General features: G+C 68.2%; 14 protein-coding genes. 6 read left to right on the top strand and 8 right to left on the bottom strand.

Annotation, left to right across the window (positions count from 1 at the left end; genetic code table 11):
• Positions 1-59: 59 nt before the first annotated feature.
• The 4 genes from selO to RN02_RS22515 form a co-directional block, all read right to left on the bottom strand.
• Positions 60-1,520, bottom strand: coding sequence for a protein adenylyltransferase SelO (selO, locus tag RN02_RS22530; RefSeq protein WP_043317019.1), 1,461 nt, complete (start codon positions 1,518-1,520; stop codon positions 60-62).
• Positions 1,521-1,583: 63 nt separating this feature from the next.
• Complete coding sequence (gene mscK / locus RN02_RS22525; protein WP_043316987.1) at positions 1,584-4,952, bottom strand: mechanosensitive channel MscK; 3,369 nt, start codon at positions 4,950-4,952, stop codon at positions 1,584-1,586.
• A 132-nt stretch (positions 4,953-5,084) separates the two neighbouring features.
• Positions 5,085-6,827, bottom strand: a complete 1,743-nt coding sequence (locus RN02_RS22520) for a potassium/proton antiporter (protein WP_009613606.1) — start codon at positions 6,825-6,827, stop codon at positions 5,085-5,087.
• A gap of 418 nt (positions 6,828-7,245) precedes the next feature.
• Positions 7,246-9,063 (bottom strand): acyl-CoA dehydrogenase, encoded by a 1,818-nt coding sequence (locus RN02_RS22515; protein ID WP_043316986.1) that lies wholly within the window; start codon positions 9,061-9,063, stop codon positions 7,246-7,248.
• 133 nt (positions 9,064-9,196) lie between these two features.
• Between RN02_RS22515 and RN02_RS22510 the strand changes: the two genes are divergently transcribed.
• Complete coding sequence (locus RN02_RS22510; RefSeq protein ID WP_043316984.1) at positions 9,197-10,045, top strand: 23S rRNA (adenine(2030)-N(6))-methyltransferase RlmJ; 849 nt, start codon at positions 9,197-9,199, stop codon at positions 10,043-10,045.
• Between the two features lie 218 nt (positions 10,046-10,263).
• On the opposite strand, the gene msrA is transcribed toward RN02_RS22510, so the two are convergent.
• The 4 genes from msrA to aceE form a co-directional block, all read right to left on the bottom strand.
• On the bottom strand, positions 10,264-10,911 hold the full coding sequence (msrA, locus tag RN02_RS22505; protein WP_009613596.1) for a peptide-methionine (S)-S-oxide reductase MsrA: 648 nt from the start codon (positions 10,909-10,911) through the stop codon (positions 10,264-10,266).
• An 82-nt stretch (positions 10,912-10,993) separates the two neighbouring features.
• Positions 10,994-13,681 carry a putative bifunctional diguanylate cyclase/phosphodiesterase gene (locus RN02_RS22500; RefSeq protein ID WP_043316982.1) on the bottom strand — a complete coding sequence of 896 codons (2,688 nt, stop codon included), beginning with the start codon at positions 13,679-13,681 and terminating at the stop codon, positions 10,994-10,996.
• A 299-nt stretch (positions 13,682-13,980) separates the two neighbouring features.
• Positions 13,981-15,621, bottom strand: a complete 1,641-nt coding sequence (gene aceF / locus RN02_RS22495; RefSeq protein WP_043316980.1) for a dihydrolipoyllysine-residue acetyltransferase — start codon at positions 15,619-15,621, stop codon at positions 13,981-13,983.
• Between the two features lie 11 nt (positions 15,622-15,632).
• Positions 15,633-18,281: a pyruvate dehydrogenase (acetyl-transferring), homodimeric type gene (gene aceE / locus RN02_RS22490; RefSeq protein WP_043316977.1), complete on the bottom strand. Its 2,649-nt coding sequence runs from the start codon at positions 18,279-18,281 to the stop codon at positions 15,633-15,635.
• 243 nt (positions 18,282-18,524) lie between these two features.
• On the opposite strand from aceE, the gene glnE reads away from it, so the two are divergent.
• From glnE to RN02_RS22465, 5 genes are all read left to right on the top strand, one after another.
• A complete protein-coding gene (gene glnE / locus RN02_RS22485) occupies positions 18,525-21,473 on the top strand; it encodes a bifunctional [glutamate--ammonia ligase]-adenylyl-L-tyrosine phosphorylase/[glutamate--ammonia-ligase] adenylyltransferase (protein WP_043316975.1) in 2,949 nt (982 codons plus the stop codon).
• 82 nt (positions 21,474-21,555) lie between these two features.
• Positions 21,556-22,479: a branched-chain-amino-acid transaminase gene (gene ilvE / locus RN02_RS22480; protein WP_043316973.1), complete on the top strand. Its 924-nt coding sequence runs from the start codon at positions 21,556-21,558 to the stop codon at positions 22,477-22,479.
• Between the two features lie 80 nt (positions 22,480-22,559).
• Positions 22,560-23,594 carry a lipopolysaccharide heptosyltransferase II gene (gene waaF, locus RN02_RS22475; RefSeq protein ID WP_043316971.1) on the top strand — a complete coding sequence of 345 codons (1,035 nt, stop codon included), beginning with the start codon at positions 22,560-22,562 and terminating at the stop codon, positions 23,592-23,594.
• Positions 23,591-24,658: a lipopolysaccharide heptosyltransferase I gene (gene waaC / locus RN02_RS22470; RefSeq protein WP_043316968.1), complete on the top strand. Its 1,068-nt coding sequence runs from the start codon at positions 23,591-23,593 to the stop codon at positions 24,656-24,658. The genes waaF and waaC overlap by 4 nt, the downstream gene beginning before the upstream one ends.
• Positions 24,655-25,776 (top strand): glycosyltransferase family 4 protein, encoded by a 1,122-nt coding sequence (locus RN02_RS22465; RefSeq protein WP_043316965.1) that lies wholly within the window; start codon positions 24,655-24,657, stop codon positions 25,774-25,776. The genes waaC and RN02_RS22465 overlap by 4 nt, the downstream gene beginning before the upstream one ends.
• Positions 25,777-25,782 lie beyond the last annotated feature (6 nt).

The raw sequence follows: 25,782 nt of genomic DNA, 5'->3' as shown, positions 1-25,782 counted from the left end.
ACCCGGAGCAATGCCCGCCCGGCGGCGGCAGAACGATTTTGCCTGAGCTTATAACCGCCTCAGGAGGAACAACTGATCTCCAGGCGCCGGCCCCAGTCCGGCGGGCGGCGGGTGAAGGCTTCGCGGCCGGGCTGTTCCTCGAAGGGGCGGCTGAGGGTTTCGTGCAACTCGCGCACCACGCTGTAGTCGCCCTGCTCGGCGGCGCTGATGGCTTCCTGGGCCAGGTAGTTGCGCAGCACATACAGCGGGTTCACCGCGTGCATGCGAGCGCGGCGGTCGTCCTGGCTGCCGCCTTCGCGTTCGGCGCGGGCGCGGTAGTCGGCGGCCCAGGCGTCGAAGCCGGCGAGGTCGACGAAGTCTTCGCGGACCACCGCCAGCGCCTGTTCCGGCGCCTGCTCGCCGAGGCGGCGGAAGAACAGGCTGTAGTCCACCGCGCCGCTCTGCATGGCCTGCAGCAGGCGCTGCACCAGGTCCAGGTCGCCGTCCTCCGCGGTGGTGAAGCCCAGGCGGCGGCGCATCAGGTCCAGGTAGTGGGCCTGGTACAGCGGCAGGAACAGGCCAAGGGCCTCGCGCAGTTCGTCCACCTCGACGAAGGGCGTCAGCGCCTGGGCCAGGGCCGCCAGGTTCCAGTGGGCGATGGGCACCTGGTTGTTGAAGCTGTAGCGCCCGGCGTCGTCGGAGTGGTTGCAGATGTGCTTGGCGTCGAAGTCGTCGAGGAAGGCGTAGGGGCCGTAGTCGAAGGTGATGCCGAGGATCGACATGTTGTCGGTGTTCATCACCCCGTGGCAGAAGCCGTAGGCCTGCCAGTGGGCGATGAGTTCGGCGTTGCTTTCCACCACGGCGCGGAAGAACGCGGCGTAGGGTTGCGGCTGCTCCAGGCACTCGGGGAAGTGGTTGGCCAGGACGAAGTCGCCCAGTTCCTTCAGCTTGTCGTGCTGCTGGGTGTAGTAGAAATACTCGAAGTGGCCGAAGCGCACGTGGCTGGGCGCCAGGCGCAGCAGCATGGCGGCGCTTTCCCTGGTCTCGCGCCAAACCGGGGTGTCCGAGCCGGTGACGCAGAGCGCGCGGCTGCTGGGGATGCCCAGGGCGTGCAGGTATTCGCTGGCGAGGAATTCGCGGATCGAGCTGCGCAGCACCGCGCGGCCGTCGCCCATGCGCGAGTAGGGCGTCTGCCCGGCGCCTTTGAGGTGCAGGTCCCAGTGCTGGCCGGCGTCGTTGACCACCTCGCCCAGCAGCAGGCCGCGGCCGTCGCCCAGACGCGGGTTGTAGGCGCCGAACTGGTGGCCGGAGTAGACCATCGCCCGCGGCTCGGCCTCGGACCAGAGTTTGTGCCCGGAGAAGATTTCGGCGAACACCGGTTCCCCGGCCACCGCCGGGTCGAGATCGAGCAGCGCCATTGCGGCGGGGCTGGCCACCACCAGGCGCGGCTCGGCGATGGGGTCGGGCAGGACTTCGGTGGAGAAGGCGTCGCCCAGGCGGGCGAAGCGGTTGTCGAAGGTCAGTTCGTCGAGCTGTTTCACGGTCACGGGCGGGCTCCGGTAAGTCCGAGCATTGTGCTCGGACTTGTCCGGAGCCGTCCAGACTCAGGGCTTGCTGCCGGGCGGCAGCGGCGGGTCCTGGTCCTTCAGCGGCGCGCCGGGAAGCGCCAGGGGCAGCTGGGTGACGTTCTGCGCCAGGTGGATTTCCTTGCCCTCGCCGTTCTTGACGAACACGTCCAGCTGGTTGAAGGCCATGTCCACGCCGTGCTCGCGGAAGCTCAGGGCGATGGCGGTGAGCAGTTCGTCCACCGCCGGGTTGCGGTCGCCCAGTTCGCGTACGTGGAAGCGCAGCTCGTAGTCGAAGGTGCTGGCGCTGATAGCCAGGAAGTACAGCGACGGCTCGGGGTCGCGCAGCACCCGCGGGTTGCCGCGGGCGGCTTCGAGCATGAGCTTGCGCGCCAGGGCCAGGTCGCTCTCGTAGGCCAGGCCGATCTTGATGGTCACGCGGGTCACGGTGTCGCTCAGCGACCAGTTGATCAATTGCCCGGTGATGAAGGTCTGGTTGGGGACGATGATTTCCTTGCGGTCGAAGTCGGTGATGGTGGTGGCGCGGATGCGGATGCGGCTGACGGTGCCGGACAGGTTGCCGATGGTCACGGTGTCGCCGATGCGCACCGGGCGCTCGAAGAGGATGATCAGGCCGGAGACGAAGTTGGAGAAGATCGCCTGCAGGCCGAAGCCCAGGCCCACCGAGAGCGCCGCTACCAGCCACTGCAGCTTGTCCCAGCTGACGCCCAGGGTGGACAGCGCGCTGACGATGCCGACGCCGCTGATGGCGTAGGACAGCAGGGTGGTGATGGCGTAGGCGCTGCCCTGGGCCAGGGTCAGGCGCTGCAGCACCAGCACTTCCAGCAGGCCCGGCAGGTTGCGCGCCAGGGCCACGGTCACCGCGGCGATGACCAGCGCCATGAGCATGTCGCCGAGGCTGATCGGCAGGCTGGTGGCGCTGTCGCCGCTGCCGCCGGTGTACTGGTAGAGGGTGACGTTGTCCAGGTAGGCGGCGACGCTGATCAGGTCGGCCCAGACCCAGTACAGCGCCACCACGAAGCCGATCAGCAGGCCCAGGCGGATCAGGCGCAGGGACTGCTCGTTGATCTGCTCGATGCCCAGGGTCGGCTCCTCCGCGGTCTCGTTGCCGTCGACGCCTTCCTTCGGCGGGTTCTGCCGCTTGGCCTGGGCGCGCTGGTAGGCCAGGCGTCGCGCCGCAACGCTGAGGCCGCGGACGAAGGTGGCCTCGATCACCACCCAGACCATGAGCAGGAACAGGGTGTCGATCAGCCGGTCGCTCAGGCGCAGGGCGGTGTAGTAGTAGCCGAAGCACACGGCGACGAAGAGCAGCACCGGCAGCGCGGTGAAGAGCACGCCGACCACCATCTTCACCGCCGATGGCCGGCTGGTGCTGGGGCTGGCGAAGAGCATGCGCGCCATCAGCCAGGTCATCACCGCGAAGCCGCTGAGCACCACGGCGATGCCGATGACGTCGTCGGCCAGGCTGCCGGGCTGGCGCTCGGCCACCGTGACCACCGCGGCCAGGGCCATGACCACCACGCCGAGGCGGCGGATCAGCTTGCTGCTGAAGCGCACCTGGGCCTGGCTCCAGTGGAAGTGCCGCTCGGCGATGCCGCCGGGGCTGAGGATGCGGTGCGCGGCGTAGAACACCAGCCAGACCTCGGCCATCTGCAGCAGCGCGGCGCCCAGGGTGGCGTTCTGCCCGCGGGCGTCGAGCATCAGGGCCAGGCCGGCGATGGCCAGGGTCAGGGTGCCGGGCAGCGCCAGCAGCAGCGCCAGCAGCAGGGCCAGCGGCGTGTGCGCCTGGCTGTCGCGCTTGAAGTGGCCGATGTCGTCGTTGATCGAGGCGAGCTTGTCGTAGAGGTAGCGGCGTTTCCACAGCAGCCCGGCGATCAGCAGCAACAGCGGCAGGAACAGCAGCGGGCGGTCGATCAGGCCCTCGCCCACCTCGACTACCGCCGAGCCCCAGGGCACCTCGGAGAGCTGGTGCTGCAGCAGCGTCGGGGTCATCTTGAACCAGGACAGGTCCAGCGGGCGGTTGCTGGGAATCCAGAACATCTGCTCGTCGAGGGTGGCGCGCAGGTTGTCGCTGGTGTCCTTGAGCTGCTTCTGGTTCAGCTGCAGGGTGATGGCCTCGTTGAGCACGGCGTTGAGCTCGTGGTTGAGGCGCTCCATCAGCTCGCTGCGGGTGTCCACCAGGGTGGACAGGTCCTTGCGCAGCTGTGGGGTCACGGCTTCCTGGGGCTGCTGGGCGAGCAGGTCGTCGATGTACTGCTGCGGGTTGGCCAGTTCGTCGCGCTTCTGGTTCAGCTCGAACTGGTATAGGCGCAGGTCGGCGATCTCGTCGGCCAGTTCCTGGTCGGTCTTGATCTTCGGCAGCGACTGCTTCTGCTGGTAGAGCACCTTGGACAGCAGCAGGCTGCCGCGCAGCACGTTGATCTGCTGGTCGAGGGTCTGGTCCAGCTGGGTCAGGCTGTCCAGGTGCTGCTTGGCTTCGAGGTTGCGCCGCGTCAGCACGTTGAGGCGGTCGGTGGTGCGCAGCAGGTAGTCGGACAGGCGCAGGTTCTCGGCGTTCTCCTGGCTCAGCAGGCTGTCGCTGCCGGCGCCCTGGCTGCCGTCGCGGGCCAGCTCGGCGACGGTCTTCTCCGACTGCTCGCGGCGCATGCCGCTGATCATGGTCTGCAGTTCGAGGGTCTCGCGCTCGGCGCGGGTGACCTGTTCGCCCAGCAGGTCCTGCTGGCTGCTGGCCAGGTCCTGCAGCAGGTTGTTGCCGGCCAGTTGCTGGCGCAGCAGCTGGATCTGCGCGTTGAGCGCGGCCTGTTCGGCGAGCAGCTCGTTGCGCCGCTCGGGGGCCAGCGCCTTGCCGGTCTCCTTGCCGGCCTTGAGGATGTTGCCGATCTCTAGCAGGCGCGCCTGGGCGTTGCTGATGTCGGACTGGGCGCGTTCCGGGCGGGTCTGCGCGGTGATGTACTGGCTCTTCGCCTCGGTCAACTGCTTCTGCCAGTCGGCCAGTTGGGTGGAGCGGTCGTTGAGCAGCATTTCCAGGCGGCTGACGTTCTCCCCGGCGTAGCGCTGGGCCGCCGGCTTCTCGCCGCTGCCCTTCAGGCGCGCCAGGGCGCGCTGGTTCTCCAGTATCTGCCGGGGGGCGTCGCTCAGGCTGGCCTTCAGCTCGGCCAGCTGCTTCTCGCTGTCGTCGCGGGCGCCGAGCAGCTTCAGGGTGCGCTCGAGGCTGGCCTTGGTGGCCTTGGCATCGGCGTCGGCGAGCTTGCGCTCGGCCAGGCCGTCGAGGCTTTGCTGGACGGCTTCGGCGGACGGTGGCTGGTTGCTGTCCTCGGCGTGCGCGGGCAGGACGGCGAGGCAGCCGCCGAGCAGGGCGGCGGCGAGCAGGGTGCGCAGGGATTGCATGGTCGCGGTCAGCGGCTCTCGATAGGTTGCAGTGAGGGTAGTGCGCCCGGTGCGGCGCCGGCAAGGCACGGCCGACGCGCCGCCGCGGAGGGGGCGTGGGCTGGCTTGGCTAGCGTCCGTGGAGGTGGTCTGTCAGAGGAACAGCCCGGGGCCCGGGCGACCTTCGGGGAATTTGACCCCCACCTTGCGGATCTTGTTCCCGTCCAGGGCGGCCACGGTCCAGGTCAGGCCGTTCCACTCCACCTGGTCGCCGATGATCGCCTGGCCGCCGATCTGCTGGGCGATGAAGCGGCCCAGGTTCTGCTCGCCGTCGACGCCGTCGAGCTTGAGGCCGTAGAGCGAGGCCACCGCCGAGAGCTGGGCGTCGCCCTCCAGCACGAAGTCGCCGAAGAAGCGCGCGCCCAGGCCGCGGTCCGGGGCCTGACTGAACAGCTTGCCGAGGGCCGACAGGTCGTGCTCGTGGCCGATCACGCAGAGGATGTCGTCGGCCTCCAGGATGGTGCTGCCGGAGGGGTGCAGCAGCTGGGTGCCGCGGAACAGCGCGGCGATGCGGGTGCCCTCGGGCATCTTCAGCTCGCGCAGGGCCGCGCCTATGCACCACTTTTCCTTGCTCAGGTGGTAGACGAACAGTTCCCACTCGCTGGTCGGGTGCACTTCCAGGCCGGCGCGGGAGATCGGCGCCGGGTCCGGCGGCACCACCACGCGCAGCAGCTTGGCGGCCCAGGGCAGGCTGGTGCCCTGCACCAGCAGCGAGATCAGCACGATGAAGAAGGCCACGTTGAAGAACAGCTGGGCGTTGGGAAGCCCGGCCATCAGCGGGAACACCGCGAGGATGATCGGCACCGCGCCGCGCAGGCCGACCCAGGCGATGAACACCTTCTCGCGGCCATGGAAGGCGCGGAACGGCGCCAGGCCCACCAGCACCGACAGCGGCCGGGCGAAGAGGATCATCCACAGCGCCAGGCCCAGGGCCGGCAGGGCGATGGGCCAGAGGTCGTGGGGCGTGACCAGCAGGCCGAGGACCAGGAACATGCCGATCTGCGCCAGCCAGGCCATGCCGTCGAGCATGTGCAGGATGCCGTGGCGCGAGCGGATCGGCTGGTTGCCCAGCACCAGGCCGCACAGGTAGATGGCCAGGATGCCGCTGCCGTGCACGGCGTTGGACAGGGCGAAGATCAGCAGGCCGCCGCTGATCGCCAGCAGCGGGTAGAGGCCGCTGGCCAGCTGCATGCGGTTGATCATCTGCAGCAGCAGCCAGCCGCCGCCCAGGCCGAGCACGGCGCCGATGCCGAACTCGCGCAGGAAGTGGGCCAGGAAGCTCCAGCTCATCTCGCTCTGGCCGTGGGCGAGCATGTCGATCAGGGTGACGGTGAGGAACACCGCCATGGGGTCGTTGCTGCCCGATTCGATTTCCAGGCTGGCGGTGACCCGCTCGTTCAGGCCCTTGCCGCCGAGCAGGGAGAACACCGCCGCGGCGTCGGTGGAGCCGACGATGGCGCCGATCAGCAGGCCCTCCATCCAGCTCAGCTTGAACAGCCAGGCGGCGGCCAGGCCGGTGAGCCCGGCGGTGATCAGCACGCCCACCGTGGCCAGCGACAGCGCCGGCCAGAGCGCCACGCGGAAGCTCGCCACGCGGGTGCGCAGGCCGCCGTCGAGGAGGATCACCGCCAGCGCCAGGTTGCCCACCAGGTAGGCCATGGGGTAGTTGGAGAAGCCGATGCCGCCGGGGCCGTCGGTGCCGGCGACCATGCCCACGGCGAGGAAGATGACCAGGATCGGGATGCCCAGGCGCGAGGACAGCGAGCTGACCAGGATGCTCATGCCCACCAGCACCGCGCCCACCAGGAAATAGGTGTTGATCGAGACGGCATCCAAGGCGGCGGATCTCCTGGCGGGGCGAGGGGGGAAGCGGCGGCGTTGACGGGAAGGATGCAGGCCGCATGCCAAGGGATTCTAACCTGCGGATTTGCAAGGCTGTCAAAGGCTAATTGCAGTGCCTTTCAGCGAGCTTTCAGAGGGCTTTTCCCCGATGCCGGATCCCCCTGTAGGAGCGAGCTTGCTCGCGAACCGCCGAAGGTTCCGGGATGACACCTGGCTTCCCGCGCATGCCGATCGGCCCCCTCTCCCTTCAGGGAGAGGGTTGGGGAGAGGGGCGGAGCCCAACCCGGCACACCGTTGCAACCGGGATACTCCGTTCGCGAGCAAGCTCGCTCCTACGAAAGGCAGCCTGTCGCCAGGGGCTGGCCCATAAAAAAGCCCCGGACGTGACCGGGGCTGGAAGGGGCAGGCGGGACTAGAACCAGGCGTCCCGCATGCTGGAACAGGTGTCGTCGCGGCTTTCCAGCAGGGCCAGCTCGTGGTGGCAGGACGGCACTTCCCAGGTCAGGAAGTAGCGCGCCGCCTGCAGCTTGCCGCGGTAGAAGTCCTCGTCGGCGGGGTTGCCCCCGCCGTTGTGGAGCAGGGCCAGGCCTTCCTCGGCGCGGATCGCCTGTTCCAGCCAGCGCCAGCCGATGACGGTGTGGCCGAACGCCTTCAGGTACAGCGCCGAGTTGGCCAGGCCCTGGGCCACCTTGCCCTGCATCAGGTCGCCGAGCAGCGCCAGGGTCACTTCCGACAGGCGCGCCAGCAGTTGTTCCAGCGGCTGGCGCAGGGCGTCCAGCGACGGGTAGGCCCGGGCGCGTTCGCAGGCCTGGTGGATCAGGCGCGTCAGCTGCTTGAGGCCGGCGCCGCCGTTCTGGCTGAGCTTGCGGCCCAGCAGGTCCAGCGACTGGATGCCGTGGGTGCCTTCGTGGATGGGGTTCAGGCGGTTGTCGCGGTAGAACTGCTCCACCGGGTATTCGCGGGTGTAGCCGTGGCCGCCGAGGATCTGGATGGCCAGCTCGTTGGCCTTCAGGCAGAACTCCGAGGGCCAGGACTTGACGATCGGGGTGAGCAGGTCGAGCAGCTCGTGGGCCTGCTTGCGCTCATCCTCGGTGGGCAGCGTCTCGCAGTCGTCCACCAGGCGCGCGGCGTACAGGCCGAGGTCGAAGGCGCCCTCGACGTAGGCCTTCTGCGTCAGCAGCATGCGCTTGACGTCGGCGTGCTCGATGATCGACACCTGCGCCGAGGTCGGGTCCTTGGCGTCCACCGGGCGGCCCTGGGGGCGCTCGCGGGCGTATTCCAGGGAATACAGGTAGCCGGCGTAGCCGAGCATGATGGCGCCCATGCCGACGCCGATGCGCGCCTCGTTCATCATCTGGAACATGTAGGCCAGGCCGTGGTGCGGCTTGCCCACCAGGTAGCCGACGCAGTCGCCGTTGTCGCCGAAGTTCAGCGCGGTGGAGGTGGTGCCGCGCCAGCCCATCTTGTGGAACAGCCCCGCCAGGGCCACGTCGTTGCGCTTGCCGAGGCTGCCGTCCGGGTTCACCAGGAACTTGGGCACGATGAACAGCGAGATGCCCTTCACCCCCGGCGGCGCATCCGGCAGCTTGGCCAGCACCATGTGGACTATGTTTTCCGAAAGGGGATGGTCGCCGCCGGAGATGAAGATCTTGTTGCCGCGGATGCGGTAGCTGCCGTCGGCGTGGGGCTCGGCGCGGGTGCGGATGTCGGCCAGGGACGAGCCGGCGTGGGGCTCGGTCAGGGCCATGGTGCCGAAGAAGCGGCCTTCGATCATCGGCTGCAGGAACAGGCGCTTCTGCTCCTCGTCGCCGAAGGATTCGATCAGGTGGCTGGAGCCCATGCTCAGCATCGGGTAGGACGAAGTGGCGATGTTGGCCGACTGGAAGTGCGCGAAGCAGGCGCGCGACAGCAGGTGCGGCAACTGCATGCCTCCCTGTTCGAAGCTGCGCGAGGCATTCTGGAAGCCGGCTTCGTTGAAGGCGTCCACCGCTGGCTTTACCTCGGGGATCAGCACCGCGGCGCCGTCCACGTACTGCGGCTCGTGCTCGTCGTTCTTGCGGTTGTGCGGGGCGAACAGCTCCTCGGCGATGCCGCGGGCGGTGGCCAGGGCGGCGTCGAAGGTCTCGCGGTTGTGGTCGGCGAAGCGTTCGCGCTGGGTCAGGGCCTCGGCGTCGAGCACTTCGTAGAGCTCGAAGGCGAGGTTGCGGGAGCTGAGCAGGGTCTCGGACATGGTCGGCCTCCAGGGGAATGGCCGCAGTCTAGTCTGGTGAATGAAGCGGGCACAGCAACATCCATGAGCGTGATAAAGGCCTAAAACAATGCCGGTGCAGCTAAACTGCACGCCCCCAAGGAGTCTGCCGTCCATGAACTACCGCCACGCCTACCACGCCGGCAACCACGCCGACGTCCTCAAGCACCTGGTCCTGTCGCGGATCTTCGCCCTGATGGTGCGCAAGGACACGCCCTTCGCCTTCCTCGACAGCCATTCGGGCATCGGCCTGTACGACCTGCAGGGCGACGAGGCCAGCCGCACCGGCGAGTGGGAAGCGGGCATCGGCCGCCTGTGGCAGCGCGACGAGGTGCCGGAGCTGGCGGCGGACTATATGGAAGTGGTGCGCGCGCTGAACCCCGACGGCGAGCTGCAGTACTACCCCGGCTCGCCCGAGCTGGCGCGGCGCCTGACGCGCTCCCAGGACCGCGTGCACCTGAACGAGCTGCACCCGGAGGACGGCCGCCTGCTCAAGGCCAACATGGGCGGCGAGCGGCGCATCGCCGTGCACCAGAACGACGGCTGGCTGCTGCCGCGGGCGCTGCTGCCGGTGCCGGAAAAGCGCGGGGTGCTGCTGATCGACCCGCCCTTCGAGGAGGCCGATGAGCTGGAGCGCTGCGTCATCGCCCTGGAAGAGGCCATCGGGCGCATGCGCCAGACGGTGGTGGCGATCTGGTACCCGATCAAGGACGAGCGCCAGCTCAGGCGCTTCTACCAGGGCCTGGAACGCAGCAAGGCGCCCAAGCTGCTGCGCGTCGAACTGCTGGTGCACCCGGCGGACAGCGCCGACCGCCTCAACGGCTCCGGCCTGGCCATCGCCAACCCGCCGTGGCCGCTGGAGGAAGAACTGCGCGAGCTGCTGCCCTGGCTGGCCGAGGTGCTGGCGCAGAGCGAAGGTGGCTGGCGGCTGGATTGGCTGGTCGAGGAAGGACGCTCTTCGTAGGAGCGGACCTTGTCCGCGATAGCCGGGGTTCCGGCGCGTTTCGCGGATAAGATCCGCTCCTACGCCGACCCACACCGCTCCCATGTAGGAGCGCGCTCTGCGCGCGAATCGCAGGCAGGGCCTGCTCCTACAGGTTTCCGTGGGGCGCCTATCCATCCGTCCGCGATCCGGCCGCCAGGCCGGCGCCATCGCGGATGAATCCGCTCCTACGGGGCGCGTTATGCCGGCAGGCACACGCCGGTGCCGCGCAGGCCGCAGTAGCCGTTGGGGTTCTTCGCCAGGTACTGCTGGTGGTAGGCCTCGGCGTAGTAGAACGGCGGCACTTCGCGGATTTCGGTGGTGATCTCGCCGTAGCCGCCGGCGCTGAGCTCCTTCTGGAAGGCGGCGCGGCTTGCTTCCACCGCGGCTTTTTGCGCCTGGTCGTACCAGTAGATGGCCGAACGGTACTGGGTGCCGGTGTCGTTGCCCTGGCGCATGCCCTGGGTCGGGTCGTGGGATTCCCAGAACACCTTGAGCAGCTGTTCCAGGCTGGTCTGCTGCGGATCGAACACCACCAGCACCACTTCGCTGTGCCCGGTCAGGCCGGAGCAGACCTCGTCGTAGGTGGGGTTGGGCGTCAGGCCGCCGGCGTAGCCCACGGCGGTGACCCACACCCCCGGCTGCTGCCAGAAGCGCCGCTCGGCGCCCCAGAAGCAGCCAAGACCCAGGACGATCTGCTGCAGGCCGCCGGGGAACGGCGGGCACAGCGGATGGCCGTTGACGTAGTGGGTTTCCGGCACCGGCATTGGTGCCTCACGGCCGGGCAGGGCCTGGGCCTGGGTGGGCAGTTCCTGCTTGTTGACGAGTATCTGCGAGCGAAGGGTCATGGCCTGGGTCTCCTTTGTCCGGATGGCGATAGACGCGCGAAGACCCTGGAGATTACAGCCTTTGTGCAGGCTGTGGAGCTTTTCACTCGCCGCGGCAGGGATAGCGCTGCAGGCTGCTGGCGAGCTGGGCGCCGGGGATCGGCTTGTCGAACAGGTAGCCCTGGCCGATGTCGCAGCGGTTGCGCCGCAGGAAGGCCAGCTGGGCGGCGGTCTCGACGCCTTCGGCGACCACCTGCAGCTTGAGGTTGTGGGCCATGGCGATCACCGCCGAGGTGATTTCCATGTCGTCCTGGTTGTCCGGGATGTCCTTGATGAAGCTGCGGTCGATCTTGATGACGTCGATGGGGAATTTCTTCAGGTAGCTCAGCGACGAGTAGCCGGTGCCGAAGTCGTCCATGGCCAGGGTCAGGCCCAGTTGCTTGAGGCGTTCGAGCTGCTGCTTGGTGTCGGCGGTGGCGTCCAGCAGCAGGCTTTCGGTCAGTTCCAGTTCGAGGCGCCCGGCCGGCACCTGTTCCTCGTGGAGGATGGCGGCGATGGAGCCGACCAGGTCGGGGTCGCTGAACTGCTTGGGCGACAGGTTGATGGCGATGTTCAGGTCGCCCAGGCCGTTTTCCGCCAGCTCGCGGCCCATGCGGCAGGCCTCGCGGATCACCCACTTGCCGATGGGGATGATCAGCCCGGTTTCCTCGGCCACGCTGATGAACTGGTCCGGGCGGATCATGCCCTTCTCCGGGTGCTGCCAGCGCAGCAGCGCCTCCAGGCCCAGCAACTGGCCGCTGCGCAGGCACAGCTTGGGCTGGTAGTGCACCGCCAGTTCGTTCTGCACCAGGGCGCGGCGCAGGTTGTTCTCGACGAACAGCTTGTGGCTGGCCTCGGCGGTCATTTCCTCGGTGAAGGTCTGCAGCTGGTGCTTGCCGTTGGCCTTGGCCTTGTGCAGGGCCAGGCCGGCGTTCTTCATCAGCGTCTGCGGGTCATGGCCGTGCTGCGGCGCGTAGGCCAGGCCGATGGAGCCGGTGATGTTGATCAACTGGTTGTCGACGAACAGCGGCTTGTCGAGCACGTCGAGGATCTGCGCCGCCACCCGCTCGCCGCGGCCGGGGCTGGATTCCTCCAGCAGCACGGCGAATTCGTTGCTGGCGAAGCGCGCCAGGGTGGTGCCGTCCACCAGGCTGCTGCGCAGGCGCCGGGCGAGGCTGGCGAGGAGCTTGTCGCCGGTCTGGTGGCCGAGGCTGTCGTTGATCCGCTTGAAGTTGTCGATGTCCACCAGCAGCAGGCCCAGGGGCGGGCCGGAGCCGGCGCGCAGGCGCTCTTCCAGCACGTTGATGAAGTAGTGCCGGTTGGCCAGGCCCGTGAGGTTGTCGCGGTAGGCGAGCTTCTCGATGTGCTGCTGGGCCAGCTTGCTCTGGGTGATGTCTTCGTAGATGCCGATGTAGTGGGTCAGCTCGCCGTCGTCGGCGTAGACCTTGGACAGCGACAACTGCCCCCAGTAGGGCTCGAGGTTCTTGCGCCGGCTGCGGAACTCGCCTTGCCAGCTGTTCTGGTTGACCAGGGTGGAGCGCGCGTCGAACAGCAGCTCGCTGAGGTTGGCCAGGGCCGGCACCTCGGCCAGGCGGCGGCCACGCACTTCGTCGGCGCCGTACTGGGTGATGGCGGTGAAGCTGGGGTTGACGTATTCGATGACGCCGTCGCGGTCGATCAGCAGGAAGGCGCTGGCGCTCTGCTCGACGGCGCGCTGGAACAGGTGCAGGGCGCTGGAGGCGCTGCGCCGCTCGTGGTTCATCAGCACCTGGGCGTACTGGTCGGCCAGCTCGCCGGCGAAGGCGATCTCGTCGCTCTGCCACAGGCGCACTTCGCCGATGTGCTCCAGGCAGAGCACGCCGACCACCTCGCCGCCGACGCGGATGGTGGCGTCGAGCATGGCGCTGATGCCTTGCGGGCGCAGGTAGGCCTCGGCCAGCTCGCGGGTGCGCGGGTCCTGCAGGACGTTGTGGGCGTCGATGGCGCGGCCGCTGTTGATGGCCTCCAGGTAGTTGGGGTAGCGGCTGGCGTCGAAGCCGCGCGGCAGCTCGAACTGGTCGATGTCGCGGCGGTAGACGGCGATCGGCTCCATATGGTCGTCGGCGGTCAGACGCCAGATGCCGGCGCGGGCCACGTCGTAGGCCTCGCTGGCGGCCTGGGCGATCAGCTGCGCGGCTTCCAGCAGCGGGTCGCTGGACTGATAGCGGTGCCGCGCCAGGCGCACGATCAGGTTCTGCTGGGCGCGCGAGCGCACCAGGTGCTGCAGGTGCTCGTCCTGGGAGCGCTGGTACATCTCCAGGGACATCTGCAGGCGCAGGTTCTGTTCCGCCAGCTCGCCCTGGGTTTCCTGGCGGGCGCCTTCCTCGTCCTGCAGCAGGTAGCCGTGGAGCAGCTGGCGGCCGCGCTGCTGGAAGGCCTCGCCGACTTCCAGCAGGTTCAGCACGCCGCGGGGCGTGTGCAGGGCGTAGCGCACCTGGTAGTGGGCATGTTCCACCAGTTGCTGCTGGATCTGTTCGTGCAGGCGGTGCCGCGCCTCGGGTTCCATCAGGCTGGCGTAGGGGGCGTCGAGCAGGCCGCAGAGCTCGGCGGCAGGCACGCCGAAGGCGCGCTCGCAGGCCGGGTCGAGGAACAGCAGGGTCCAGCTCGGTTCATTCAACCGCTCGAAGCGCAGCAGCCCCAGCCGCGACGGGACGGGGAGCTGGGTGACAGCCTCGACCGCCGGGCGATTGGCGGTATCGGGATGACTCTTCATGCTCGGCGGTTTTCCACTACTGGGCGAGGTACTTTGCCTCGGCCGACTTCTGTTGGGCGAAGGCAAGGGTGCATGATGCGGTTTTGTCTGACAAGCAATGCCTGTATCGGCGGGACCGGGAGGATTTTGAGCGGCATGCGCGGTGCCGTTGATCGGAGAATGCCATGGGTAGTGGCTGTTTGCCATTATCGCGGCCGGCGCGAATAAAAAAAGCCCCGTCATCCGACAGGGCTGGAGAGAACGAGCGTGGCGTGCTCGTTGGTAGAAAGCGATCGGCCCCCGAATGGGGGCCGATGCGGTTACAGCAGCAGGGTGCGGATATCGCCGAGCAGCTCGCCCAGGCGCTTGGTGAAGCGCGCGGCGGCGGCGCCGTTGATCACCCGGTGATCGTAGGACAGCGACAGCGGCAGCATCAGACGCGGCTGGAAGGCCTTGCCGTCCCACACCGGCTGCATGGTCGCCTTGCTCACGCCCAGGATCGCCACTTCCGGCGCATTGACGATCGGCGTGAAGCCGGTGCCGCCGATGTGGCCGAGGCTGGAGATGGTGAAGCAGGCGCCCTGCATGGCGTCGGCCGAGAGCTTCTTGGTGCGCGCCTTTTCCGCCAGTTCGGCGGCTTCGGCGGCCAGCTGCAGCAGGCTCTTGCGGTCGACGTCGCGGATCACCGGCACCAGCAGGCCGTCCGGGGTGTCCACGGCGAAGCCGATGTGCACGTACTTCTTGCGGATCAGCGCCTTGCCGCTGGGGGCCAGGGAGCTGTTGAAGTCCGGCAGTTCCCTGAGCAGGTGGGCGCAGGCCTTGAGCAGGATCGGCAGCACGGTCAGCTTGACGCCGGCCTTCTCGGCGGCGGCCTTCTGCGCGACGCGGAAGGCTTCCATGTCGGTGATGTCCGACTGGTCGAACTGGGTCACGTGGGGCACGTTCAGCCAGCTGCGGTGCAGGTTGGCGGCGCCGACCTGCATCAGGCGGGTCATGGCCACTTCTTCCACTTCGCCGAACTTGCTGAAGTCCACTTCCGGGATCGGCGGGATGACCGCACCACCGCTGGCGCCGCCGGCCGGGGCCGACTTGGCGCGCTGCAGCTGTTCCTTGACGAACAGTTGCACGTCTTCCTTGAGGATGCGGCCTTTCGGGCCGGTGGCCTTCACCTCGGCCAGCTCGACGCCGAACTCCCGGGCCAGCATGCGCACGGCAGGGCCGGCATGGACCTTGGCGCCGTCGCGGCTGGGCGCGCCGACCGGGGCCGGGGTTTCGGCCTTGGCGGCCGGAGCCGGGGCAGCGGCAGCCGGAGCGGCCGGAGCAGCAGCCGGAGCCGGCGCGGCGGCCGGTTGTTCGGCGGCGGCCGGGGCAGCGGCGCCCGCGACCTTGAGCTTGAGGATCAGGTCGCCGGTGCCGACTTCGTCACCGACCTTGATCGACACGCTTTCCACCACGCCGGCCTTGGGCGAGGGGATTTCCATGCTGGCCTTGTCCGACTCCAGGGTGATCAGCGACTGGTCGGCCTCGACCGTGTCGCCGGCTTGCACCATGACCTCGATGACGTTGGCCTTGCCCGCCGAGCCGATGTCCGGGACGGCGATGTCCTGGACGCTGGCCGCTGCCGCCGGGGCGGCGGCAGGGGCGGGTGCGGCGGCCGGGGCCGGAGCCTCGGCCTTGGGCGCTTCGGCAGCCGGGGCGGGCGCCGCGGCCGGGGCCTCGGCTGCGCCACCCTCGACTTCCAGCTCGAGAATCTCGTCGCCTTCCTTCAGGGTGTCGCCCACCTTGACCTTCAGGCTCTTCACCACGCCGGCCTTGGGCGAGGGGATTTCCATGCTGGCCTTGTCGGATTCCAGGGTCAGCAGGCTCTGGTCGGCCTCGACCTTGTCGCCGACCTTGACCAGCAGTTCGATGACTTCACCCTGACCGTTGCCGATGTCGGGTACGCGGATCAGCTCACTCACAATGCGTCTCCTCAGCAGTCCAGCGGGTTGCGTTTTTCCGGGTCGATATCGAGCTTGGCGATGGCCTCGGCCACCACCTTGGCGTCGATGTCGCCACGGTCGGCCAGGGCTTCCAGCGCGGCCAGGACGACCCAGCGGCGGTCCACTTCGAAGAAGTCACGCAGCTTGCGACGGCTGTCGCTGCGGCCGAAGCCGTCGGTGCCCAGGACCTTGTACTCCTTGCTCGGGACCCACTGGCGGATCTGCTCGGCGTACAGCTTCATGTAGTCGGTGGAGGCGATGACCGGGCCCTTGCGGCCGCCCAGGCATTCCTCGACGTAGCTCAGCTTGGGCTTCTGGCCCGGGTGCAGGCGGTTCCAGCGCTCCACGGCCAGGCCGTCGCGGCGCAGCTCGTTGAAGCTGGGGACCGACCAGACGTCGGCGCCGATGCCGAAGTCCTCGCGGAGGATCTTCGCCGCGGCTTCCACTTCGCGCAGGATGGTGCCCGAGCCCAGCAGCTGCACGTGGTGAGCGGCGTCCTTCTTGTCCTCGTCGAGCAGGTACATGCCCTTGATGATGCCTTCCTCCACGCCCTTGGGCATGGCCGGCTGGACGTAGTTCTCGTTCATCACGGTGATGTAGTAGAAGATGTCCTGCTGCTCTTCGATCATCTGCCGCGCGCCTTCGCGGATGATCACCGCCAGCTCGTAGGCATAGGTCGGATCGTAGGTGCGGCAGTTGGGGATGGTCGAGGCCAGGATGTGGCTGTGGCCGTCCTCGTGCTGCAGGCCTTCGCCGTTCAGGGTGGTGCGCCCGGCGGTGCCGCCGACCAGGAAGCCGTGGGCGCGGCTGTCGCCGGCGGCCCAGGCCAGGTCGCCGATGCGCTGGAAGCCGAACATCGAATAGAAGATGTAGAACGGCAGCATCGGCTGGTTGTGGGTGGAGTACGAGGTGCCGGCGGCGATCCAGCTGGACATGGCGCCGGCCTCGTTGATGCCTTCCTCGAGGATCTGGCCCTTCTTGTCCTCGCGATAGAACATCACCTGGTCCTTGTCCACCGGCTCGTACAGCTGGCCGACGGAGGAATAGATGCCGAGCTGGCGGAACATGCCTTCCATGCCGAAGGTACGGGCTTCGTCGGGCACGATCGGCACGATGCGCGGGCCGAGCTCCTTGTCCTTGACCAGCTGCGAGATGATCCGCACGAAGGCCATGGTGGTGGAGATTTCGCGGTCGCCCGAGCCGTCGAGGATGGCCTTGAGGGTGTCCAGCGGGGGAACCGGGACCTGGAAGCTCTTCTGCCGGCGCACCGGCATGTAGCCACCCAGGGCGGCGCGGCGCTCGGCCAGGTACTTGGCCTCGGCGCTGCCTTCTTCGGGGCGGTAGAACGGCAGGTTTTCCAGGTCGGCATCCTTGATCGGGATGTCGAACTTGTCGCGGAACGACTTCAGGCTCTCGACGTCGACCTTCTTGACGTTGTGCGCGATGTTCTTCGCTTCGCCCGAGCCGGTGCCATAGCCCTTGATGGTCTTGGCCAGGATGACGGTCGGCTGGCCCTTGTGGTTGACCGCCTGGTGGTAGGCCGCATAGACCTTGTAGGGGTCGTGGCCGCCACGGTTGAGCTTCCAGATTTCCTCGTCGGAGAGGTCCTTGACCATCTCCAGCAGCTCCGGACGCGCACCGAAGAAGTGCTCGCGCACGTAGGCGCCGTCTTTCGCCTTGTAGTTCTGGTATTCGCCGTCGATGACTTCATCCATGCGCGCCTGCAGCAGGCCGGCGGTGTCCTTGGCGAACAGCGGGTCCCAGAAGCGGCCCCAGATGACCTTGTTGACGTTCCACTCGGCGCCGCGGAACACGCCTTCGAGTTCCTGGATGATCTTGCCGTTGCCGCGCACCGGGCCGTCGAGGCGCTGCAGGTTGCAGTTGATGACGAAGATCAGGTTGTCCAGCTTCTCGCGGCCGGCCAGGGAGATGGCGCCCAGGGATTCGGGCTCGTCGCACTCGCCGTCGCCCATGAAGCACCAGACCTTCTGCTTGCCGGCGGGGATGAAGCCGCGGCTCTCCAGGTACTTCATGAAGCGCGCCTGGTAGATCGCCTGGATCGGGCCCAGGCCCATGGACACGGTGGGGAACTGCCAGAAGTCCGGCATCAGCCAGGGGTGCGGGTAGGAGGACAGGCCGTGGCCGTCCACTTCCTGGCGGAAGTTGTTCAGTTGGTCTTCGCTGATGCGGCCTTCGAGGAAGGCGCGGGCGTACACGCCGGGGGAGGCGTGGCCCTGGAAGAACACCAGGTCGCCGCCGTGTTCTTCGGTCGGGGCCTGGAAGAAGTAGTTGAAGCCGATGTCGTAGAGCGTCGCCGAGGAAGCGAAGGAGGAGATGTGGCCGCCCAGATCCGGGTCGTGCTTGTTTGCCTTCATCACCATGGCCAGCGCGTTCCAGCGCACCAGCGAGCGAATGCGGCGTTCCATGAACAGGTCGCCGGGCATGCGTGCTTCGTGGGTCACCGGGATGGTGTTGCGGTAGGGCGTGGTGATGGCGTAGGGCAGTTGGGTGCCGGACCGGCTGGCCAGCTCGCCCATGCGGGTCATCAGGTAGTGGGCGCGGTCTTCACCTTCACGGTCCAGGACCGATTCCAGGGCGTCCAGCCATTCCTGGGTTTCGACGGGATCAAGGTCTTGCATGGCTTGCTCCAGGGCGGAAAGGCTTCCAGAATCGAAAGCCAGTAGATCGTTGCCGATAGCAGCGCCGGCCTCGTGGGCGACGCCGCGAATTCTTGGAAGTGCACCGGGGGTGGTTCCGGCGGGTTGTAGTTTTACTACAAAACGCGACTGGATACAGCCCTTGGGCGAAAAAAGTTAGTAGTAAAACTACAGGCGCCCGAATGGCGGGGCTTCCGCGGGGTTGCCGTTCATCAGGATCGATGCATGACTCTGCCGTCCCGGGCCGCCTTGCCGGCCACCTTGAAGCCCCTCGCCGAGCGCGCGGGGCAGACCTTCAGCACCGCCGTAGCCGATCTTCCCGCCGAAAACGCCGCCCTTTATGAGCAGTGGTCCGCCGAGCGCCACGCCGACTTCGCCCAGGTCTGCGCCGCCAGCGACTTCGTCGCCGAGCAGGCGGCGCGCGATGCCGCGGGCTTCCTCGAACTGGTGGCCAGCGGCCAGCTGGGCCGGCCGCTGGAGCGCGGCGAGATGCGCGCGCAACTGGAGGCGCTGCTGGCCGACTGCGCCGACGAGGACGAACTGGGCCGCCGCCTGCGCCGCTTCCGCCGGCGCCAGCAGATACGCATCGTCTGGCGCGACCTGACCCGCGGCAGCGACCTGGCCGGCACCTGCCGCGACCTGTCGGACCTCGCCGATAACTGCATCGACCTGGCCTACCGCTGGCTCTACGAAAGGCACTGCCAGCAGTTCGGCACCCCCATCGGCCACCGCTCCGGCCTGCCGCAGCAACTGGTGGTGCTGGGCATGGGCAAGCTGGGCGCCGGCGAGCTGAACCTGTCCTCGGACATCGACCTGATCTTCGGCTACCCCGAGGGCGGCGAGACCCAGGGCGCCCGCCGTGCCCTGGATAACCAGGAGTTCTTCACCCGCCTGGGGCAGAAGCTGATCAAGGCGCTGGACGCCATCACCGTCGAAGGTTTCGTCTTCCGCGTCGACATGCGCCTGCGCCCCTACGGCTCCAGCGGTCCGCTGGTGCACAGCTTCGCCGCGCTGGAGCAGTACTACCAGGACCAGGGCCGCGACTGGGAGCGCTACGCCATGATCAAGGCGCGGGTGGTCGGCGGCGACCAGGACGCCGGCCAGCGCCTGCTGGAGCTGCTGCGGCCGTTCGTCTACCGGCGCTACCTGGACTTCTCGGCCATCGAGGCGCTGCGCAGCATGAAGCAACTGATCCAGCAGGAAGTGCGGCGCAAGGGCATGAGCGAAAACATCAAGCTCGGCGCCGGCGGCATCCGCGAGGTGGAGTTCATCGCCCAGGCCTTCCAGCTGATCCACGGCGGCCGCGACCTGAGCCTGCAGCAGCGGCCGCTGCTGCGGGTGCTGGCGACACTCGAAGGGCAGGGCTACCTGCCGCCGCAGGTGATTGCCGAGCTGCGCGAGGGCTACCAGTTCCTGCGCTACGCCGAGCACGCCCTGCAGGCCATCGACGACCGGCAGACGCAGATGCTGCCGGAGGACGAGCTGTCGCGCATCCGCGTCGCCTTCATCATGGGCTTCGCCAACTGGTCGGCGTTCCACGAGGCGATCAACCACTGGCGCGAGCGCGTCGACTGGCACTTCCGCCAGGTGATCGCCGACCCCGACGAGGACGAGAGCGGCGAGAACGAGGGCGCCACCCCTGGCGCCGAGTGGCTGCCGCTATGGGAAGAGCAGATGGACGAGGAGTCCGCCTGCCGGCAACTGGCCGAGGCCGGGTTCGCCGAGCCGGCGGCGGCCTTCAAGCGGCTCATCGACCTGCGCCACGGCAACCAGGTGCGCGCCATGCAGCGCCTGGGCCGCGAGCGCCTGGACGCCTTCGTCCCGCGGCTGCTGAACATGCTCGCCGAGCACGAGAAACCGGACCTGACCCTGGAGCGCGTGCTGCCCCTGGTGGAGGCGGTGGCGCGGCGCTCGGCCTACCTGGTGCTGCTCACCGAGAACCCCGGCGCCCTGGAGCGCCTGCTGACGCTGTGCGCGGCCAGCCCGATGGTGGCCGAGCAGATCGCCAAGTTCCCCATTCTGCTGGACGAGCTGCTTAATGAAGGGCGCCTGCTCAGTCCGCCGCAGGCGCCGGAGCTGATCGCCGAGCTGCGCGAGCGGCTGATGCGCATCCCCGAGGACGACCTCGAACAGCAGATGGAGACCCTCCGTCACTTCAAGCTGGCCCACGGCCTGCGCGTGGTGGCCTCGGAGATTGCCGGCACCCTGCCGCTGATGAAGGTCAGCGACTACCTGACCTGGCTCGCCGAGGCCATCCTCGAACAGGTCCTGGCCCTGGCCTGGCACCAACTGGTGCAGCGCCACGGCCGACCGCTGCGCGCCGACGGTACGCCCTGCGACACCGACTTCATCATCGTCGGCTACGGCAAGGTCGGCGGCCTGGAGCTGGGCCACGGCTCGGACCTGGACCTGGTGTTCATCCACGACGGCGACCCGCAGCGCGAGACCGACGGCGCCAAGCCCATCGACGGCTCGCAGTTCTTCACTCGCCTGGGGCAGAAGATCATCCACTTCCTCACCACCCAGACCACTTCCGGCGCGCTCTACGAGGTGGACATGCGCCTGCGCCCCAGCGGCGCCGCCGGCCTGCTGGTGAGTTCGCTGGCGGCTTTCCAGGCCTACCAGCAGAACGAGGCCTGGACCTGGGAGCACCAGGCCCTGGTGCGCGCCCGCGTGCTGGCCGGCAGCGCGCGGGTGGCCGAGGCCTTCGAGGGCATCCGCGCCGCGGTGGTGGGGCGCCATCGCGACCTGGCCGAGCTGCGCCGGGAAGTCAGCGAGATGCGCGCCAAGATGCGCGACAACCTGGGCACCCCCGCGACCGCCGCCGGCACCGCGCCGAATGCCTTCGAAGCCGCGGCGCCCTTCGATCTCAAGCAGGATGCCGGTGGTATCGTCGATATCGAATTTATGGTGCAATATGCGGCCCTTGCCTGGTCGTGGCAGCACCCTGGGTTGCTGCAGTTCACCGACAACATCCGCATCCTGGAAGGGTTGGAGCGGGCTGGCCTGATCGCCAGCGAGGACGTCCGTTTCCTGCAGGAGGCCTACAAGGCCTATCGCGCAGCCGCGCACCGTCTGGCGCTGCAGAAACAGCCAGGGGTAGTGGGCGGCGACCGTTTCCATGAAGAACGCCGCGGAGTGATGCGGATCTGGCGCGAGCTCGAGCTCGCCTGATCCCGGGCAGTACGCACAGGTCGCCGGCGGGGCTGGGTTCCGCGGCGACCGGACGACGAATTTCTGTGAGGAGCTGGCAAATATGTCGATGGCCGATCGTGATGGCGTGATCTGGTATGACGGCGAACTGGTGCAGTGGCGCGACGCGACCACCCACGTTCTGACCCACACCCTGCACTACGGCATGGGCGTGTTCGAGGGCGTGCGCGCCTACAACACCCCGCAGGGCACCGCGATCTTCCGCCTGCAGGCCCACACCGACCGTCTCTTCGACTCGGCGCACATCATGAACATGAAGATGCCGTTCACCAAGGAAGAGATCAACGAAGCGACCCGCGCCGCGGTCCGCGAGAACAACCTGGAAAGCGCCTACATCCGTCCGATGGTGTTCTACGGAAGCGAAGGCATGGGCCTGCGCGCCGCCGGCCTGAAGGTCCACGTGATCGTCGCCGCCTGGCACTGGGGCGCCTACATGGGCGACGACGCCCTGGAGCAGGGCATCAAGGTGCGCACCAGCTCCTTCACCCGCCACCACGTGAACATCTCCATGACCCGCGCCAAGTCCAACGGCGCCTACATCAACTCGATGCTGGCCCTGCAGGAAGCCATCTCCGGCGGCGCCGACGAGGCCATGATGCTGGACCCCGAAGGCTACGTGGCCGAGGGCTCGGGCGAGAACATCTTCATCATCAAGGACGGCGTGATCTACACCCCGGAAGTCACCGCCTGCCTGAACGGCATCACCCGCAACACCGTGCTGACCCTGGCCGACGAGCTGGGCATCAAGGTGGTGGAGAAGCGCATCACCCGCGACGAGGTGTACATCGCCGACGAAGCCTTCTTCACCGGCACCGCCGCCGAAGTCACCCCGATCCGCGAGGTGGACGGCCGGCAGATCGGCATCGGCCGCCGCGGCCCGGTGACCGAGCGACTGCAGAAGGCCTACTTCGACCTGGTCACCGGCAAGACCAGCGCCCATCCGGAGTGGCGCACTCTGGTCAAATGAGCCGGAAGCTGGAAGCCTGAAGTCGGAAGCCAACGCGGTTCCAGACAGGCTTCCAGCTTCGAGCTTTCAGCCTCCAGCTTATGAACATTCTGATCGTAGGTCCCTCCTGGGTCGGCGACATGGTGATGGCGCAGACGCTCTTCGAGTGCCTGAAGCGCGAACACCCCGACTGCCAGATCGACGTGCTGGCGCCCGACTGGAGCCGGCCGATCCTCGAACGCATGCCCGAAGTGCGCCAGGCCCTGAGCTTCCCGCTCGGCCACGGCGTGCTCGACATCGCCGCGCGCCGGCGCATCGGCAAATCCCTGGCCGGCCAGTACGACCAGGCGATCCTCCTGCCCAACTCGCTCAAGTCCGCGCTGGTGCCGTTCTTCGCCGGCATCGCCAGGCGCACCGGCTGGAAGGGCGAGATGCGCTACGGCCTGCTCAACGACGTGCGCAAGCTCGACAAGGCGCGCTACCCGCTGATGATCGAGCGCTTCATGGCCCTGGCCTACCCGCCGGGCGCCGAGCTGCCCAAGCCCTACCCGCAACCGCGCCTGGCCATCGACCCGGCCAGCCGCGACGCGGCCCTGGCCAAGTTCGGCCTGAGCCTGGACCGCCCGGTGCTGGCGCTGTGCCCCGGCGCCGAGTTCGGCGAAGCCAAGCGCTGGCCGGCGGAGTTCTATGCCAAGGTCGCCGAGGCGAAGATCCGCGCCGGCTGGCAGGTGTGGATCTTCGGCTCGAAGAACGACCACCCCGGCGGCGAGGACATCCGCTCGCGGCTGATCCCCGGCCTGCGCGAGGAGTCGGTCAACCTCGCCGGCGGAACCGCCCTGGCCGAGGCCATCGACCTGATGTCCTGCGCCTGCGCCGTGGTCAGCAACGACTCCGGCCTGATGCACGTGGCCGCCGCGCTGAACCGCCCGCTGGTGGCGGTCTACGGCTCCACCTCGCCGCAGTTCACCCCGCCGCTGGCCGATGCCGTGGAAATCGTCCGCCTGGGCCTGGAATGCAGCCCCTGCTTCGACCGCGTGTGCCGCTTCGGCCACTACAACTGCCTGCGCGAGCTGCCGCCGTCGATGGTGCTGCAGGCGCTCGACCGCCTGGTCGCGGACCCGGTCGACGTCGAATGAGGGTACTGCTGATCAAGACGTCGTCCCTGGGCGACGTCATCCATACCCTGCCGGCGCTCACCGACGCCGCCCGGGCCATCCCCGGCATCCAGTTCGACTGGGTGGTGGAGGAAGGCTTCGCCGAGATCCCGGCCTGGCACCCGGCGGTGGCCCAGGTCATCCCGGTGGCCATCCGGCGCTGGCGCAAGAACCTCTGGCAGACCCTGAAGAACGGCGAGTGGCGGCGTTTCAAGAAGCGCCTGCGCGAGGTCGACTACGACCTGGTGATCGACGCCCAGGGCCTGCTCAAGAGCGCCTGGCTGACGCGCTACGCGAAGAAGGTGCCGGTCGCCGGGCTGGACAGGGAATCCGCGCGCGAGCCGGCGGCCAGCCGCTTCTACGACCGCGGCTACCCGGTCGCCTGGGGCCAGCACGCGGTGGAGCGCGTGCGCCAGCTGTTCGCCCAGGCGCTGGACTACCCGCTGCCGGCGGGCGTCGGCGACTACGGCCTGGACCGCGGCCTGCTGATCGACGGGAGCGCCGGCGAGCCTTATCTGGTCTTCCTGCACGGCACCACCTGGGTCACCAAGCACTGGCCCGAGGCCTACTGGCGCGAGCTGGCCGAGCGCATGGGCGAGCGCGGCTGGTCGGTGCGCCTGCCCTGGGGCAACGACAACGAGCGCCAGCGCGCCGAGCGCATCGCCCAGGGCTTGGAAAACGCCTCGGTGCTCCCCAGGTTATCCCTCGCAGGCATGGCCAAGGTCCTGGCCGGCGCTTCCGCCTGCGTGGCGGTGGACACCGGGCTCGGACACCTGGCCGCCGCCCTGGACGTGCCGACGCTGTCGCTGTTCGGCCCGACCAATCCCGGGCTGACCGGCGCCTACGGGCGTTCCCAGGTGCACCTGGCCAGCGACTGGCCCTGCGCACCCTGCCTGCAGAAGACCTGCACCTACCAGCCGACGGCCGAAGACAAGCGCCAGTTCGACCTGCGGCAAGAGCAGCCCCTGTGCTTCACGCGCCTGAACCCGCAGCGCGTGGCGCTGCAACTGGAGGCGCTGCTGCTGGCCCCGGAGACGCTTCGATGAAACTGGCTTTCGTCCTGTACAAGTACTTCCCGTTCGGCGGGTTGCAGCGCGACTTCATGCGCATCGCCCTGGAATGCCAGAAGCGCGGCCATTCCATCCGTGTCTACACGCCGATCTGGGAGGGCGAGGTGCCGCCCGGCTTCGACGTGCGCGTGGCGCCGGTCAAGGCGCTGTTCAACCACCGCCGCAACGAGAAGTTCAGCGCCTGGCTGGCCGCCGACCTGGCGCGCGACCCGGTGGACCGGGTGATCGGCTTCAACAAGATGCCGGGCCTCGACGTCTACTACGCCGCCGACGGCTGCTTCGAAGACAAGGCGCAGACCCTGCGCAACCCCATCTACCGCCGCTGGGGCCGCTACAAGCACTTCGCCGACTACGAGCGGGCGGTGTTCGCCCCCGAGTCGAAGACCGAGGTGCTGATGATCTCCGAGGTGCAGCAGCCGCTGTTCATCAAGCACTACCACACCCCGATCGAGCGCTTCCATCTGTTGCCTCCGGGCATCGCCCTGGACCGCCGCGCGCCGGCCAACGCCGCGGAAATCCGCGCCGACTTCCGCCGCGAATTCAAACTGGCCGACGACGACCTGCTGCTGGTGCAGATCGGTTCGGGCTTCAAGACCAAGGGCCTGGATCGCAGCCTCAAGGCCCTGGCGGCGCTGCCGCGGGATCTGCGCAAGCGCACCCGGCTGATCGCCATCGGCCAGGACGACCCCAAGCCCTTCCTGCTGCAGGTCAAGGCCCTGGGCCTGTCGGACCACGTGCAGATCCTCAAGGGCCGCAGCGACATCCCGCGCTTCCTGCTCGGCGCCGACCTGCTGATCCACCCGGCGTACAACGAGAACACCGGCACCGTGCTGCTGGAGGCGGTGGTCGCCGGGCTGCCGGTGCTGGTCACTGACGTCTGCGGCTACGCCCACTACATAGCCGAAGCCGATGCCGGCCGCGTGGTGCCATCGCCCTTCGAGCAGGACGCCTTCAACCGCATGCTCGCGGAGATGCTCCGGGACGACGCGGCGCGCGCCGCCTGGTCGCGCAACGGCCTGGCCTTCGCCGACACGGCGGACCTGTACTCCATGCCGCAGCACGCCGCGGACGTGATCCTGCAGGAGCGCCCATGAACACCC

This window comes from Pseudomonas sp. PI1 (genome assembly GCF_000812405.1).
GTDB lineage: Bacteria > Pseudomonadota > Gammaproteobacteria > Pseudomonadales > Pseudomonadaceae > Pseudomonas > Pseudomonas citronellolis.
This window is presented reverse-complemented; position numbering and strand designations above follow the sequence as displayed.

Excerpts from the sequence above, each read along its gene's own strand:
- mscK (WP_043316987.1), bottom strand. The coding sequence starts at position 4,952 with ATGCAATCCCTGCGCACCCTGCTCGCCGCCGCCCTGCTCGGCGGCTGC.
- RN02_RS22515 (WP_043316986.1), bottom strand. The coding sequence starts at position 9,063 with ATGTCCGAGACCCTGCTCAGCTCCCGCAACCTCGCCTTCGAGCTCTAC.
- RN02_RS22510 (WP_043316984.1), top strand. The coding sequence starts at position 9,197 with ATGAACTACCGCCACGCCTACCACGCCGGCAACCACGCCGACGTCCTC.
- msrA (WP_009613596.1), bottom strand. The coding sequence starts at position 10,911 with ATGACCCTTCGCTCGCAGATACTCGTCAACAAGCAGGAACTGCCCACC.
- RN02_RS22500 (WP_043316982.1), bottom strand. The coding sequence starts at position 13,681 with ATGAAGAGTCATCCCGATACCGCCAATCGCCCGGCGGTCGAGGCTGTC.
- aceE (WP_043316977.1), bottom strand. The coding sequence starts at position 18,281 with ATGCAAGACCTTGATCCCGTCGAAACCCAGGAATGGCTGGACGCCCTG.
- glnE (WP_043316975.1), top strand. The coding sequence starts at position 18,525 with ATGACTCTGCCGTCCCGGGCCGCCTTGCCGGCCACCTTGAAGCCCCTC.
- ilvE (WP_043316973.1), top strand. The coding sequence starts at position 21,556 with ATGTCGATGGCCGATCGTGATGGCGTGATCTGGTATGACGGCGAACTG.
- waaF (WP_043316971.1), top strand. The coding sequence starts at position 22,560 with ATGAACATTCTGATCGTAGGTCCCTCCTGGGTCGGCGACATGGTGATG.
- waaC (WP_043316968.1), top strand. The coding sequence starts at position 23,591 with ATGAGGGTACTGCTGATCAAGACGTCGTCCCTGGGCGACGTCATCCAT.
- RN02_RS22465 (WP_043316965.1), top strand. The coding sequence starts at position 24,655 with ATGAAACTGGCTTTCGTCCTGTACAAGTACTTCCCGTTCGGCGGGTTG.